At 69.2% G+C, this 14724-nt stretch carries 16 protein-coding genes and 1 tRNA gene; 4 read left to right on the top strand and 13 right to left on the bottom strand.

Translation table 11 applies throughout. The annotated features are described in order from the left end of the window. The first annotated feature begins 262 nt into the window (after positions 1-262). Both ACXAID_RS22155 and ACXAID_RS22150 read left to right on the top strand, forming a co-directional pair. Positions 263-397, top strand: a complete 135-nt coding sequence (locus ACXAID_RS22155; protein WP_475024341.1) for a hypothetical protein — start codon at positions 263-265, stop codon at positions 395-397. A 197-nt stretch (positions 398-594) separates the two neighbouring features. Continuing rightward, positions 595-1077: a helix-turn-helix domain-containing protein gene (locus tag ACXAID_RS22150; RefSeq protein WP_475024340.1), complete on the top strand. Its 483-nt coding sequence runs from the start codon at positions 595-597 to the stop codon at positions 1075-1077. Between the two features lie 42 nt (positions 1078-1119). Here ACXAID_RS22150 and ACXAID_RS22145 read toward each other — a convergent pair. Next, positions 1120-1193: transfer RNA gene (locus ACXAID_RS22145), tRNA-Pro, on the bottom strand. 126 nt (positions 1194-1319) lie between these two features. On the opposite strand from ACXAID_RS22145, the gene ACXAID_RS22140 reads away from it, so the two are divergent. Continuing rightward, on the top strand, positions 1320-2804 hold the full coding sequence (locus tag ACXAID_RS22140) for a cryptochrome/photolyase family protein (RefSeq protein WP_475024339.1): 1485 nt from the start codon (positions 1320-1322) through the stop codon (positions 2802-2804). Here ACXAID_RS22140 and ACXAID_RS22135 read toward each other — a convergent pair. The 8 genes from ACXAID_RS22135 to ACXAID_RS22100 form a co-directional block, all read right to left on the bottom strand. Further along, positions 2784-3710 (bottom strand): sulfite exporter TauE/SafE family protein, encoded by a 927-nt coding sequence (locus ACXAID_RS22135; RefSeq protein ID WP_475024338.1) that lies wholly within the window; start codon positions 3708-3710, stop codon positions 2784-2786. The two genes, ACXAID_RS22140 and ACXAID_RS22135, sit on opposite strands and share 21 nt — an antisense overlap. A 220-nt stretch (positions 3711-3930) precedes the next feature. Next, on the bottom strand, positions 3931-4698 hold the full coding sequence (locus ACXAID_RS22130; RefSeq protein WP_475024344.1) for a sulfite exporter TauE/SafE family protein: 768 nt from the start codon (positions 4696-4698) through the stop codon (positions 3931-3933). Between the two features lie 82 nt (positions 4699-4780). After that, positions 4781-6205, bottom strand: coding sequence for a ribosome biogenesis GTPase Der (gene der, locus ACXAID_RS22125; RefSeq protein WP_475024337.1), 1425 nt, complete (start codon positions 6203-6205; stop codon positions 4781-4783). After that, positions 6202-6888, bottom strand: coding sequence for a (d)CMP kinase (gene cmk, locus ACXAID_RS22120; protein ID WP_475024336.1), 687 nt, complete (start codon positions 6886-6888; stop codon positions 6202-6204). Before cmk ends, der begins: the two co-directional genes overlap by 4 nt. After that, positions 6885-7628: a pseudouridine synthase gene (locus ACXAID_RS22115; protein WP_475024335.1), complete on the bottom strand. Its 744-nt coding sequence runs from the start codon at positions 7626-7628 to the stop codon at positions 6885-6887. The genes cmk and ACXAID_RS22115 overlap by 4 nt, the downstream gene beginning before the upstream one ends. After that, positions 7629-8330 carry an SMC-Scp complex subunit ScpB gene (scpB, locus tag ACXAID_RS22110; RefSeq protein ID WP_475024334.1) on the bottom strand — a complete coding sequence of 234 codons (702 nt, stop codon included), beginning with the start codon at positions 8328-8330 and terminating at the stop codon, positions 7629-7631. A gap of 17 nt (positions 8331-8347) precedes the next feature. Further along, positions 8348-9163: a segregation/condensation protein A gene (locus ACXAID_RS22105; protein WP_475024333.1), complete on the bottom strand. Its 816-nt coding sequence runs from the start codon at positions 9161-9163 to the stop codon at positions 8348-8350. Beyond that, positions 9160-10032: a ParA family protein gene (locus ACXAID_RS22100; RefSeq protein WP_475024332.1), complete on the bottom strand. Its 873-nt coding sequence runs from the start codon at positions 10030-10032 to the stop codon at positions 9160-9162. The genes ACXAID_RS22105 and ACXAID_RS22100 overlap by 4 nt, the downstream gene beginning before the upstream one ends. A gap of 157 nt (positions 10033-10189) precedes the next feature. Between ACXAID_RS22100 and ACXAID_RS22095 the strand changes: the two genes are divergently transcribed. After that, positions 10190-10930 (top strand): O-methyltransferase, encoded by a 741-nt coding sequence (locus tag ACXAID_RS22095; RefSeq protein WP_475024331.1) that lies wholly within the window; start codon positions 10190-10192, stop codon positions 10928-10930. Between the two features lie 6 nt (positions 10931-10936). Here the strand turns inward: ACXAID_RS22095 and xerD are convergent, their stop codons facing one another. The 4 genes from xerD to ACXAID_RS22075 all read right to left on the bottom strand — a co-directional run. Then, entirely contained in the window at positions 10937-11899 is a 963-nt protein-coding gene (gene xerD / locus ACXAID_RS22090) for a site-specific tyrosine recombinase XerD (RefSeq protein WP_475024343.1), read from the bottom strand. Positions 11900-11928: 29 nt separating this feature from the next. Further along, positions 11929-12564: an NUDIX domain-containing protein gene (locus ACXAID_RS22085; RefSeq protein WP_475024342.1), complete on the bottom strand. Its 636-nt coding sequence runs from the start codon at positions 12562-12564 to the stop codon at positions 11929-11931. A gap of 13 nt (positions 12565-12577) precedes the next feature. After that, positions 12578-14338 carry a CTP synthase gene (locus ACXAID_RS22080; RefSeq protein WP_475024330.1) on the bottom strand — a complete coding sequence of 587 codons (1761 nt, stop codon included), beginning with the start codon at positions 14336-14338 and terminating at the stop codon, positions 12578-12580. 141 nt (positions 14339-14479) lie between these two features. Beyond that, a partial coding sequence (locus ACXAID_RS22075) for a copper transporter (RefSeq protein WP_475024329.1) occupies positions 14480-14724 on the bottom strand: 245 nt, incomplete at its 5' end.

Raw genomic sequence — 14724 nt, 5'->3', positions numbered from 1 at the left:
CCCACACCCCGGTGGCCTGCAGCATCAACTGAGAACGGATCAAACCAACCCGACTCAAGAACCGGGTGGACTCAGTAACGGGGACTCGCCACCATAGCGACTAAACCGAGCTGCGCGCGGCTCGCCGTCGAATCCGTGATCGGCCGGCTTGTCGACGCCGGGGCTCCGGTAGGCCGGCCTGCTGAAAAGTCCTTGGCGTCTCCGTCAGCGCGCAGGTCTGCGCCGCATCCACCTCAAGGGTCTGCGCAACACCAGCGTCAGCATGATGCTCGCGAGCGGTTTGCCGGTGCACGTCGTCGCGGCGTGGCACGGCCATGATCCGGCTGTCTCCCTATCGATCTACTTCGACGCTCAGCGCGACGATCTGCGCGCCGCCGGCGCCGCGCTCTTCGGCTGACGCTTGGCCCACTGAAATCCCCTTGGGACACTGCTGGCCCACTGGCCAAGATTTCCGTCGGACCGCTGAACCAAGAAACCCGCTCCGACACTGGTCAGAGCGGGTTTTCGATGGTCAGGCTGACAGTGTGGTGTTTCAGGACATCGGAATAGGGTGTCTCAAGACATCGGCATAGGTGGCTGGGCCAGTTTCAGCTGGTGTCGAAGGCTCGCCTGGTCATCACCGCGGTACTGGTCGAAGGACGCTCCCAGTCGCAGGTCGCCCGCGACTACGGCGTCTCCCAAAGCTGGATCTCCCGGCTGATCACGCGCTACACGGCCGAAGGCGAAGCCGCCTTCGAACCGCGCTCGCGGCGCCCCCATTCCAGCCCCACACCAGCCGCCCCAAAGCCGACCCAGCAACACGCATCGACACCCACAACCGCGTCCGCACCGACCGCGCCGACCAAGCCGGAACCGTCACCCTGCGCGTCGACGGACGCTTGCACCACATCGGCATCGGCCGCCACCACTACCGAACCCGCGTCGGAGATCCTCGCCCAGGACCACCACATCACCGTCATCAACGCCGCCACCGGCGAAGTCCTACGCGACTTCACCCTCGACCCCACCAGGGACTACCAACCCACCGGCGCCCCCAAAGGCCCCAAAGGCCCCAAACGGAAAAAACCGCGGACCTAAAGTAGGTCCGCGGCTATTCCGATGTCTTGCGACACCACAGCGTCGGGCTGACAGGATTTGAACCTGCGACCACTTGACCCCCAGTCAAGTGCGCTACCAAGCTGCGCCACAGCCCGTGGTGCCTCCGGGATCGCCGGTAGGCGGTCGAAAGCCTACCTCAGGCCCCCGCCGGAATCCCAACCGCCTCATCGACCACCGAATCGTCACACTTCGGGCCGTGACCGGGATCTACGCTCGGTGTGGTGACGTGCGACGACACCCCGCTGTGGCTGTTCGCCGATCAGCTCGGCCCCGCCGCCTACGGCGGTGAGCACGCGCACCGGGAGGTCCTGCTCGTCGAGTCCACCGCGGCGCTGCGCAAGCGTCGCTACCACCGTCAGAAACTGCACCTGGTGCTCTCGGCGCTGCGCCATGCCGACCGCGACCTGGGTGACCGCGCCACCCTGCTGCGCGCCGGCAACTACTCCGAGGCGCTGCGCCGGTTCGGCCGCCCGGTCCTGGTCCACGAACCCACCTCGCACGCCGCGGAGCGGTTTGTATCCCGGATGCGTGACGAGGGTCTGGTCGCCGACGTGTTACCGAACCCGACATTCGCGTTGTCCCGGAAAGGATTCCGGGACTGGGCCGGCGAGCGCAGCCGATTTCGCATGGAGGATTTCTATCGGGACCAACGCCGGCGATTCGACGTGCTGATGGACGGCGACGAGCCGGTCGGCAACCGGTGGAACTACGACCAGGACAACCGGGAACCGCCGCCGAAGAAGAAGGCGACGCTGGAGCTGCCCGCGCCCTACCGGCCCCGTGAGGACGACATCGACGAGCAGGTCCGCGCCGACCTCGACGGGATGAAACTGGACACCGTCGGCGTCGACGGGCCACGCCTGTTCGCCGTCACACCCGCCGAGGCCAAACGTGCGCTGAGCCGGTTCGTCGAGCATCGGCTGCCCAGCTTCGGGCGCTACGAGGACGCCATCATGACCGCGGACTGGGCGATGGCGCATTCGCTGCTGTCGGTGCCGCTGAACCTCGGTGTGCTGCACCCCCTCGACGCGGTGGAAGCCGCCGAGCGGGCCTACCGCGACGACGACGCCCCGCCGGCCGCGGTCGAGGGGTTCATCCGGCAGATCCTGGGCTGGCGGGAATACATGTGGCACCTGTACTGGCATTTCGGGCCGGACTACACCGCCAACAACGCGCTCGACGCCCGCGCGCACCTGCCGGACTGGTGGGCGGATCTGGACGCCGACGCCGTCACCGCGCGCTGCCTGCACCACGCCCTGGCCGGTGTCCGCGACCGGGGCTGGACCCACCACATCCAACGGTTGATGGTGCTCGGTAGCCACGCCCTGCAGCGCGGCTACCGCCCCGATGAGCTCACCGAGTGGTTCGCCACCGCCTTCGTCGACGGCTACCGCTGGGTGATGCCCGCCAACGTGGTCGGGATGAGCCAGCATGCCGACGGCGGTCTGCTGGCCACCAAGCCCTACACCTCAGGCGGTGCCTACCTGAACAAGATGAGCGACCACTGCGCGGACTGCGAGTTCGACCCGAAGAAACGCGTCGGTGACGACGCCTGCCCCTTCACGGCGGGCTACTGGGCCTTCACCCACCGCCACCGCGACATGCTGGCCCGCAATCACCGCACCCGGCGAGCGGTGTCGACGATGGATCGGCTCGACGACCTCGCTGCTGTGCTGGAGCAGGAATCAGCGCGTGACCGATTCTGAATCGCTCTCCCCCACGCCCTCAGCGTTGTTGTCCGGGGCGAACTTCGGCGCCCGCGACACCCGCCACGCATAGATGACCAGCGACGCCCACGCCACCACGATCGTGGCGTAGATCACCGACGACCACGGCCAGTGGATACCGAAGAAGTGCACCAGCTTCTGGCTGTTGGTGAGCACGATGACTCCGCCGACCGCGGTCCCCAGCAGTGCCGGGCTGACCCGGCTGACCAGCCAGGCCGCGAACGGTGCGGCGATCACCCCGCCGACCATCAGGCCCACCACCACCGGCCAGTTGGCGAGGAACTCCTCCCGCAGCCCGATCAGGAAACCCAGCGATGCCGACACCGACACCAGGAACTCCGAGGCGCTGACCGAACCGATCACGGTGCGCGGAGCGGTCTTGCCCTTCGACAGCAGGGTGCTGGTGGTCACCGGCCCCCAGCCGCCACCGCCGGAGGCATCGATGAACCCGCCGAACAGGCCCAGCGGCGCCAGGAACTTCGCGCTGTGGCTGGTGCCGCGAGACCCGAAGTTCAGCGGGGTGCGCAGCGAGAACCTCAGCAGCACATAGGTTCCGATGGCCACCAGAATGGCGGCCATCAGCGGCGCCGCGTGCTCGGTCGCCAGCGACGACAGCACCGTCGCACCCAGGAATGCGCCGATCGCGCCGGGTGCGCCGAGCTTGAGCACCAACGCCCAGTCGATGTTCTTGAACTTCCAGTGCGACAAGCCGGAGGCGAAGGTGGTGCCGACCTCGGCGAGGTGCACCGCCGCGCTGGCCTGCGCGGCCCCCACCCCGGAAAGCACCAGCAGGGTGGTGGCGGTGACGCCGAACGCCATGCCCAGGGCACCGTCGACCAACTGGGCGCCGGCACCGACAAGCGTGAAGATGAGAAGCGAACGCATGGCTTCTTTCAGGACGTGAGGTCACCAGCAGGCGACCACGATGGACGGGTGGATGTGCGTCAGGGACGCGGACAACACCACTCGTCGAAAGCCATGAGGCGACGCGAAGGCCAGAACGGTTCGAGCGCGGAAAGGTCGGACGGCGCCGGCGCCACGCGCACGCGTTCCGTCATCGACATCTCCATCAGATCAGTGAACCAACTTCCAGGCTCGGGTCAGACTACACGCTCAACAAGCGATACAGCCCAATCAATCCCACCACCACGATCACGGCGCGCAGCGCGTTGGGTGACAGGCGTCGCCCGTAGTGCGCGCCGAGGAATCCGCCGGCCAGCGATCCGACGGCGATCAGCGCGGCGGCCGTCCAGCTGATCCGGTCGAAGGCGACGACGGTGTAGGCCACCGCCGCGACCACGTTGACCACCAGCGACAGCAGGTTCTTCGCGGCGTTCATCCGCTGCATGTCCTCGGGCAGCAGCGCCCCCATCGCGGCGACCAGCATGATGCCCTGCGCGGCGGTGAAATAGCCGCCGTAGACGCCGATCGCGAACGTGGCGACCACCAGTGCGGCCATCCGCCGGGTCGACACGTAATCGGTCGAGCGGCCGGCCTTTTCCGCACGCGCCCGCGCCCAGCTCTGGATCTTGGGGCCGACGACGACCAGCGCCAGCGCGATCACCAGCAGCACCGGCACCACCGTGACGAACACCGTCTCGGGCAGATGAAGCAGCAGCCACGCCCCCAGCACCGCCCCGATGAACGACGCCGGGATCTGCCACGTCAGCTGCCGGCGCTGGCCGCGCAGTTCCCGGCGATACCCCCAGGTGCCCGAGACGCCGCCGGCCACCAACCCGACCGCGTTCGACATCGTCGCGGTCACCGGCGGAAAGCCGAGCGCGACCAGGGTCGGGAAGGTGATCAGGGTGCCGGAGCCGACCACGGCGTTGATGGCGCCGGCTCCCACGCCCGCCAGTGCGATCAGGACCATGTCGATGACGGGCACCCGCGATACCCTATCGGAGCGATTTCGGCGTGCTTATCGTCGCCCAACGGCGTGGATCACGCCGAAATCACCGGCGGGTGGAGCCGCGCTTCTCGCGCACCCGGACGTTGATCCGGATCGGCGTTCCCTCGAAGCCGAAGGTCTCACGCAGCCGGCGCTCCAGGAACCGTCGGTAGCCGGCCTCCAGGAATCCGGTGGTGAACAACACGAACGTCGGGGGCCGCGAGGCGGCCTGGGTGACGAACAGGATCCGCGGCTGCTTGCCACCACGCACCGGCGGCGGTGTCGCGGCGACGACCTCCTTGACGAACGTGTTGAGCCGCCCGGTGGGAATCCGGGTGTCCCACGAGGCCAGCGCGGTCTCCAGCGCCGGCACCAGCTTCTGCACCGCGCGCCCGGTCTTGGCCGAGATGTTGACCCGCGGTGCCCACTGCAGCTGCGCCAGATCCAGATCGATCTCGCGGTCGAGCAGGTAGCGGCGGTCCTCGTCGACCAGATCCCATTTGTTGAACGCCAGCACCAGCGCCCGGCCCGCCTCGATCACCATCGATAACACCCGCTGGTCCTGTTCGGTCAGCGGCTGCGACGCGTCGATCAGCACGATCGCCACCTCGGCGGAGTCGATGGCCCCGTGGGTCCGGACCGAGGCGTAGAACTCGTGGCCGCTGGCCTGCGCCACCTTGCGCCGCAACCCGGCAGTGTCGACGAACCGCCACAGCTTGCCGTCCATCTCGATCAGTGAGTCGACCGGGTCGACGGTAGTGCCCGCGACGTCGTGCACGACCGAGCGCTCGTCTCCGGAAAGCCGGTTGAGCAGCGAGGACTTGCCGACGTTCGGCTTGCCGATCAGCGCCACCCGCCGCGGCCCGCCGCCGGCGGCGCCGGCCATCTCCGAGATGGTGGGCAGCGCGTCGACGACCACGTCGAGCAGATCGGCGACACCCCGGCCGTGCATCGCACTGATCGGGTGCGGCTCCCCCAGCCCCAGCGACCACAGCTCGGCGGCGTCGGCTTCGCCGCGTTCGTTGTCGACCTTGTTGGCGGCCAGGAACACCGGCTTGCCGGAACGCTGCAACAGTCTGGCGGCCGCGTCGTCGGCCGAGGTGGCCCCGACGGTCGCGTCGACGACGAAGATGATCGCGTCGGCGGTGCGCATCGCCACCGACGCCTGCTCGGCGACGAGCTGCTGCAACCCCTTCGCGTCGGGCTCCCACCCGCCGGTGTCCTGCACGACGAACCGCTGCCCGGACCACAACGCGTCATAGGACACCCGGTCACGGGTCACCCCGGGGACGTCCTGGACGACCGCTTCACGGCGTCCCAGAATGCGGTTGACCAGGGTGGACTTGCCGACGTTGGGTCTGCCGATGACGGCCACCACCGGCGGCGGAGCCGAGGCCTCCTCGATCGCTTCGGCCATGTCTGATTCGGCGTCCAAGGCCCCATAGTCCCAGTCGCGCTCGTCGACCCAGGTGCCATCGGAATCGCTCATCGCGTCACCCCCGCCTTCTGCTCGACGAGCTCGGTCAGATACGCGATCACCTCGGACTGCGTCATGTCGCTGGTGTCCACCACCTCGGCGTCCTCGGCGGCGCGCAGCGGCGACACCGGGCGGGTGGAGTCCAGGTGGTCGCGGCGCTGCACATCGGCCAGCACCGCGGCGTAGTCACCGGGCAGGCCGTTGGCGACGTTCTGGTCGTCGCGCCGGCGTGCCCGCACCTCGGCCGAGGCGGTCAGGAAGATCTTCACATCGGCGCCGGGCAACACCACGGTGCCGATGTCGCGGCCCTCGACCACGACGTTGCCCGAATCCGCGGCAAGCGCCCGCTGCAGCTCGACCAGCCGGGACCGCACCGCAGGCACCGCCGACACGGCCGAGACCGCCTTGGTGACGGCGTCGCCGCGGATCTCGGCCGACACGTCCTCACCGGCCAGATACGAGCGGTCCTCGCCGGGGTCGTGGCCGACCGACAGGTCGAGTTCGCCGACCGCGCCGGCGATCGCCTGCGCGTCGTCGAGGGCGATACCGCGGCGCAGCACGCTGAGGGTCACGATGCGGTACATCGCCCCGGTATCGAGGTAGCTGGCCCCGAGAGAGGTGGCCAATCCCCTTGCCACCGAAGACTTTCCGGTGCCCGCCGGGCCGTCGATCGCAATCACCAGTGAACGGCTCACAAGCCCACCGCCTTGTAGAGGTCGCCGATCTCCTTCTGGGTCAGCACCCGGATACTGCCGGGGCGCTGGTCGCCGAGGGTGACCGAGCCGATGTCGGTGCGCACCAGTTCCTGCACCGGGAAACCCACCTCGGCCAGCAACCGGCGCACGATCCGCTTGCGGCCCTCGTGCAGCGTCACCCGCACCAACGACTTGCCCGGCACCGAATCCACCACCGCGAAGTCGTCGAGGCGCACCGGACCGTCGTCGAGTTCCACCCCGGCGCGCAGCTTTCGGCCCAAACCCTTGGGCACCGTTCCCACCACCGTGGCCAGGTAGGTCTTGGGCACCTCGAAGGACGGATGCATCAGCCGGTGGGCGAGTTCGCCGTCGTTGGTCAGCAACAGCAGCCCCTCGGTATCGGCGTCGAGGCGCCCGACGTGAAACAGCTTGGCGTTGCCGCGCACCCGATGCTCGATCAGGTCGCCCACACACGGCCGGCCGCGATCGTCGGACATGGTCGAGTGCATCCCCTTGGGCTTGTTGATCGCCAGATGCACCAGGGTGTCGTCGACGGTGATCCGGGCGCCGTCGACGCGGATCACCGACACCGCCGGGTCCACCCGGGTGCCCAGCTCGGTGACGACCACACCGTCGACCTCCACCCGGCCGTCACGGATCATCTTCTCGGCCACCCGGCGGGACGCAATTCCGGCCTGGGACAACACCTTCTGCAGGCGCACACCGGTCTCGTCGGTCATCTACGCATCCCTGTCCACGTCGAACGAGCCCTCGGCCTGCGGGGCGGGTGCGCCGTTGAGTTTCATGAATCGCGGCTCTTCACTGAGGGTTTCGGACAGATCGTCGATGACGTCGACGTTGGGCAGCAGTGGGGCGATGTCGGGCAGGTCGGCCAGCGAGGTCAGCCCGAGCCGCTCCAGGAACAGTTCGGTGGTGCTGAACGTCACAGCGCCGCTGTCCGGGTCGGTGCCCGCCTCGGTGATCAGCCCGCGCGCCAGCAGGGTACGCATGACTGCGTCGACGTTGACGCCACGCACCGCACTGACCCGTGCTCGGGTCACCGGCTGCCGGTAGGCGACCACCGCCAGCGTCTCCAGCGCCGCGCGGGTCAGCTTCGAACGCGCGCCGTCGAGCAGCAGCTTCTCCACATAGGGCGCGAACTTCGCCCTGGTGTACATCCGCCAGCCGCCGCCGGCCTCGCGCAGGTCGATGCCGCTGTCGCGGGCCGCCAGCCCGTCGGCCAGGCTCTGCAGCCGGTCGGCCACCCGCGCGGGCGTCTGGTCGGTCGCGGTGGCCAGTGCGTCCACGCTGACCGGGGTATCGACGACCAGCAGCAGCGCTTCGAGCGCCGAATCCAGCTCGACGTCCTCCAGCTCGGGCTGGGGGCCGTCCGGCTCGGCGTCCAGCTCGCTCGCCTGATCAGGCGCGAAGTCCTCAGTCATGATCTTTCTGTTCGGTGCTACTCGGCGTCGGCGGTGGAAAGCTGCTGGCTGTCGGGCCGCTCCCCGGTCCACGAAATTTGCAGCACACCAAGCGGTTCTGATTGGTCGAATGCTACCGCCCGCGATCGGTAGAGTTCGAGCAGCGCCAGGAACCTGCCGACGATCTCCATCGGCACCTGGCAGTCGGCGACCAACTCGGAAAACGACGCCCACTGCCCCACCCCGCGGCCCTCCAGCATCCCCAGCAGGTTGGCGGCCTGCTCGGGCACCGACACCGACACCTGGTGCAGGTGTTCGGTGCCGACGGTGGGGACCGGGCGGGGGGTGAACGCGGCGGCCGCGATCTCGGCGAACCGGCCGGCGTCGACGCCGAGCATCACCTCGGGCAGCAGGTCGGAGTAGCGGTCCTCCAGCGACACCGCACGCGGATAGCTGCGCAGCGCGGCGGCCTCCAGCTCGGCGAACATCTCGGCGACGTGCTTGAACGCCCGGTACTGCAGCAACCGGGCGAACAGCAGGTCACGCACCTCGAGCAGGGCCAGGTCGTCTTCGTCGTGGACCTCGCCGGCGGGCAGCAGCCGGGCCGCCTTGAGGTCCAGCAGTGTGGCGGCGACCACCAGGAAGGACGTGGTCTCGTCGAGCCCCAGCTGCGCGCCGATCATCTTGGTGTAGGCGATGAACTCGTCGGTGACCTGGTGCAGCGCCACCTCGGTGACGTCGAGGCGATGCGCGAAGATCAGCTGAAGCAGCAGGTCGAACGGGCCCTCGAAGTTGCTCAGCCGGACCTGGAAGCCGGTCGTGCTCGCCTCGTTCTCCGCAGGTGTCTCGCTCACGCGCCGAACCGGTGGATGACCTCACGCGCCAGCGCCCGATACGCCTCGGCGCCGGCCGACTTGGGCGCCCAGGTGGTGATCGGCTCGCCGGCGACGCTGGTCTCCGGGAAACGCACGGTGCGGGTGATCACGGTGTCGAACACCAGGTCGCCGAACCGCTCGACAACCCGGGCCATCACCTCACGCGAGTTCACGGTGCGCGGGTCGTAGCGGGTGATCAGGATGCCGCTGATCGACAGCTTCGGGTTGAGCCGGTCGTGCACCTTGTCGACGGTGTCGGTGAGCAGTGCCAGCCCGCGCAACGAGAAATATTCGCATTCGGTGGGGATGATCACACCGTCGCTGCAGGCCAGACCGTTGACGGTGAGCAGCCCCAGCGAAGGCTGGCAGTCGATCAGGACGTAGTCGTAGCGGTCGAGCACCGGATACAGCGCCCGGTTCAGCGACTGCTCCCGGCCGACCTCGTTGACCAGCTGGATCTCCGCGGCCGACAGGTCGATGTTGCTGGGCACCAGATCCATGCCGGGCACCCGGGTGCTCAGCAGCACGTCGTCGATGGACACCCGCGGCTCGACCAGCAGGTTGTGCACGGTGTTGTCGAGTTCGTAGTGCGGCACCCCCAGCCCGGCCGACAACGCGCCCTGCGGGTCCAGATCGACCAGCAGCACCCGCCTGCCGTACTCGGCGAGGCTGGCGCCCAGATTGATCGTGGACGTGGTCTTGCCGACCCCGCCCTTCTGGTTGCACATCGCGATGACCTTGGCTGGACCGTGCGTGGTACGGACCGACGGCTCGGGAATGTCGCGCGGAACCCGGCCGGTCAGGCCGAGCGCGGGTTCGGGGGTCTCGCTGTCGGTGGGGTCGGTCATGCCGGACCGTCGCTGGTCAGGCAACCCACAGGCATCGCGGACATCCGGGCAAGTTTAACGGGACGCGTCGCGCTGGTGAGGCAGACCCGCAGGTGCGATCGACGGGGAATCCCGCGACTTGACCCTAGCGCGGCGGCCGCTGCCTACGCTGAGCTGCATGACCGCACTGGGGCGGCTGCCGTCGTGGCTGCGCTTCGCCTGGGGTATGCCCAGGCTCTTGCGTACCGGGCAGATCGGCGACGGGCGCGAGGCGGCGTGCGCCGCCTTCGTGGAGGGCAACGCCCGCCCCGGCGACATCGACGACGCGCTGGCGGCGATCGACCGGTTCGCTTGGCAGACGGCGGTTCTTGTCAACGTCGGCGATGAGAAGGGCCTGCTGCTGGACGCCGCGGTACGCCGGGCGGCGCCGGCGGTGGCCCTCGAGCTGGGCACCTACTGCGGCTACAGCGCGCTGCGGATCGCCCGGGCGGCACCCGCAGCGCGGGTGCTGTCGGTGGAGGCGACCGCCGCCAACGCCGAGGTGGCGCGCCGGATCTGGGCGCACGCCGGCGCCGCCGACCGCATCACCTGTGTGGTGGGCACCATCGGCGACGGCGGAAGCACCCTCGACGCCCTGGAGCGTGACCACGGCGTCGGCGCCGGCACCGTCGACCTGCTGTTCATCGACCACGACAAGAAGGCCTACCTGCCCGACCTGCTGGCCATCCTGAAACGAGGGTGGCTGCACCCGGGATCGATCGCGGTCGCCGACAACGTGCGGGTGCCGGGTGCGCCGCAATACCGCGCCTACATGCACGAGCATGAGGGCCGATCGTGGCGGACCACCGAGCACAAAGCCCATCTGGAGTACCAGAAGCTGGTGCCCGACTTGGTGCTCGAGTCGGAGTATCTGGGCTGAACCGGACTACCGGGCCCGCGGGTGCGCACCGGCCCACACCTCGCGCATCGTGTTGACGGTCACCATCGTGTAGATCTGCGTCGTCGTCACCGAGGCGTGGCCGAGTAGTTCCTGCACGACGCGGACGTCGGCTCCGCCGTCGAGCAGATGGGTCGCGAACGAGTGGCGCAGGACGTGCGGGGACACCGTCGAGGTGATGCCGGCCCGCTCGGCCGAGTCCTGCAACACCTGCCACGCGCTCTGTCGTGACAACCGCCCGCCGCGGGCGTTGAGGAAGATCGCTCCTGGGGCAGGAGCGGAGCGACCCGGGGATGAGCCAGTGACACCGCGCCCGCGCCGAGCCAGGTCGGGCCGGCCCCGCACCAGGTAGGCGTCCAGCGCCCGGACCGCCGGGCGACCGATCGGGATCAGCCGCTGTTTTCCGCCCTTTCCGCGCAGCAGCACCGACCGCGCCGCGGTGTCGACGTCGTCGAGGTCCAGACCCACCGCCTCGGAGATCCGCGCCCCGGTCGAATACAACAGCTCCAGCAGCGCGCGGTTGCGCAGCGTGAGCGGCCCGTCGGCCTCGCTGTCGCCCCCGGCGGCCTCCAGCAGCGCGAGCACCTCGTCCAGCGACAGGCTCTTGGGCAGCCGCCGGCTCGGGGTCGGCGGCTTGACCTCGCGCGCCACATCGAGCGCGGCGATCCCTTCGGCGGCGGCGAACCGGTGCAGGCCGCGCACCGCGATGACAGCCCGCGCCGCCGAGACCGCCGACAGCGGCGTCACACCATTGTCGGGGTCCCCGCGCCGCAGGCAGACCAGGAAATCGCTGACGTCGGCCTCGGACGCGGCGCCGAGGTCGGCGACGCCGCGCGAGGCCAGATGCTCGCGGTAGCGACGCAGGTCGCGGCGATACGAGCTGAGTGTGTTGGCGGCCACCCCGCGTTCGATGGCGAGATGGTCGAGGTAGCCCTGGAACTGGTCGTCCAGTGGCGATCCCACCGTCAGCGACGTATCAGTCACCGGTGCCCCATCCGGCGCGCGAAGGCCCTCGGCCGGTCCGTCCACGGCGCATCGACCGGCCGCAGCGACGCCGCATCGGGCATCGCGTGGGCGGCCAGCACGCCGGCCACCGAGATCGCGTTGCAGATCTCCCCGGAGAACACCTTGGCCACCGCGTCGACGAGCGGGAAGCGCCACACCGTCAGATCGGCTTCCTCGTCGTGGGCGTCGGGGCGCCCGACGTCGCGCAGCCCGGTCGCCAGGAAGACCCGCACGCTCTCGTCGCAGAACCCCGGCGCCGAATTCAGGTCGACCAGGGTGTGCCACTGCTCGGCGGCCAGGCCGACCTCCTCGGCCAGTTCGCGTTCGGCGCTGCGGTGCGGGGGTTCGCCGCTGAAGTCGAGCAGCCCGGCCGGCAGCTCCCACAGCCGGCGGCCGAACGGGTGACGGTACTGGTTGATCAGCACGATGTGACCGTCGTCGTCGAGGGCGACCACGGCCACCGCGCCGAAGTGCTCGACGACCTCACGCCGGGCGATGCGCCCACCGGGCATCCGGACCTCATCGGCGCGCAGCGCAAAGATGTTTCCTACGTAAAGAGTTTCAGAGCTGACGGTGGAGAATTCGTGGCTTCCCGGCTCCTGGTCGGCCACCGGCAGACCTTCGTCAGCCACGGGCCGGGGCGTCTTCGAGGGTGTGTTCTGCACCGTTGGCGCGGGATTCGGGGGCGTCGGGCATCGCCGGCATCTCCACGGGCAGCCGCTCTTCGTTCTTGTAGTCCACCGCGGCGCCGATGAAGGCGACGAACAGCGGATGCGGGCGGGTCGGGCGGCTCTTGAGCTCCGGGTGGGCCTGGGTGCCGACCAGGAAGGGGTGCACCTCGGGCGGGTACTCGACGAACTCCACCAGGTGTCCGTCGGGCGAGGTGCCGCAGAACCGCAGCCCGCTCTCGGCGATCTTGTCGCGGTAGCGGTTGTTCACCTCGTAGCGGTGCCGGTGCCGTTCGGATACCTCGGTGCTGCCATACGCCTTGGCCACCACCGACCCGGGCTCCAGCACCGCCGGGTAGGCGCCCAGGCGCATGGTGCCGCCCAGATCGGCCTCGCCGGCGACTGCGTCGCGCTGATCGGCCATCGTCGAGATCACCGGATCCGGTGTCGCCGGATCGAACTCGGCGGAGTTCGCCTCGCCCAGTCCGACCGACCGGGCCGCCTCGATCACGATGCACTGCAACCCCAGGCACAGCCCGAGCACCGGCAGCCGCCGCTTTCGGGCGTACCGGATCGCGCCGATCTTGCCCTCGATGCCGCGGATGCCGAAGCCACCGGGGATCAGCACTCCGTCGATGTCGGCCAGCGCCGCGGCGGCGCCGGCGTCGGTTTCGCAGTCATCGGAGGCCACCCAGCGCATCTCCACCCGGGCGTGGTGGGCGAACCCGCCGGCGCGCAGCGCCTCGGCGACCGACAGGTAGGCATCCGAGAGGTCGATGTACTTGCCCACCAGGGCGACCCGCACGGTTTCGCGCGGTTCGTGCACCCGGCGCAGCAGATCGTTCCAATGTGTCCAGTCCACATCGCGGAACGGCAGGTTGAGCCGCCGCACCACGTAGGCGTCGAGTTCCTCGCGGTGCAACACCTTCGGGATGTCGTAGATCGACCGCGCATCCGGGGTCGAGATGCATCCGTCGACGTCGACGTCGCACATCAGCGCGATCTTGTTCTTCAGCGGCTCGGGGACGTCGCGGTCACAGCGCAGGATCAGCGCGTCGGGGGTGATGCCGATGCTGCGCAGCGCGGCCACCGAGTGCTGGGTCGGCTTGGTCTTCAGCTCGCCCGAGGGGGCCATGTAGGGCACCAGCGAGCAGTGCAGGAAGAAGCAGTTCTCCCGGCCGACCTCGTGGCGGACCTGGCGGGCGGCTTCGAGGAACGGCAGCGATTCGATATCGCCCACGGTGCCGCCGATCTCGGTGATCACCACGTCGGGCCGGTTGCCGGCGCTGTCGGTCTCGGCCATCGCCAGCACGCGTTCCTTGATCGCGTCGGTGATGTGCGGGATGACCTGCACAGTGTCGCCGAGGTACTCGCCGCGGCGCTCCTTGGCGATCACCGCCGAATACACCTGGCCGGTGGTGACATTGGCCGAACCGGACAGGTTGCGGTCCAGGAATCGCTCGTAGTGGCCGACGTCGAGGTCGGTCTCGGCACCGTCCTCGGTGACGAACACCTCCCCGTGCTGGAACGGGTTCATCGTTCCGGGGTCGACGTTGAGGTAGGGGTCGAGCTTCTGCATCGTCACCTGCAGACCCCGGGCCGTCAGCAACTGGCCGAGGCTGGACGCGGTGAGGCCCTTCCCGAGCGAGGAGACCACACCGCCGGTGACGAACAGATGCTTGGTCGCGGTGAGCGGGTGCTTGCGTAACGCTGGCAAGTGCGACCTCCGTGACGACGGGCAGGGCTTCGTTCGGTCGGGCTTCCTTCGAGATCGAGCCCGGTTTGGGGCCTGCCGACCCACGGAACCCCACCCTAACACCGACTCCGGCACCGCGTTGTTGACACGCGGGTGGGGCGGCTACTGGGGCACGGTGACGGCGTCGGCGCCCTGCCCGACCCCGAACTGGCCGGGTGAGCCGCCGTCGGCGAGTGCGCTGAGCGCCAGCACCGCGGTGAGTCGGCCCGATTCGACGTCGATGTCGTCGACGGTGCTGACCACGCTGCTCAGCGCGTCGTCCGACCTGGTCACCGCGACCGCCGAGGTGCCCGAGGCGGACCCGCCGCGGCCCACCAGCACGGTTCCCGCGCCGTGCGGCGCCAGCC

The sequence above is a fragment of the Mycobacterium sp. ABE4_509 genome, assembly GCF_056160785.1.
This window is presented reverse-complemented; position numbering and strand designations above follow the sequence as displayed.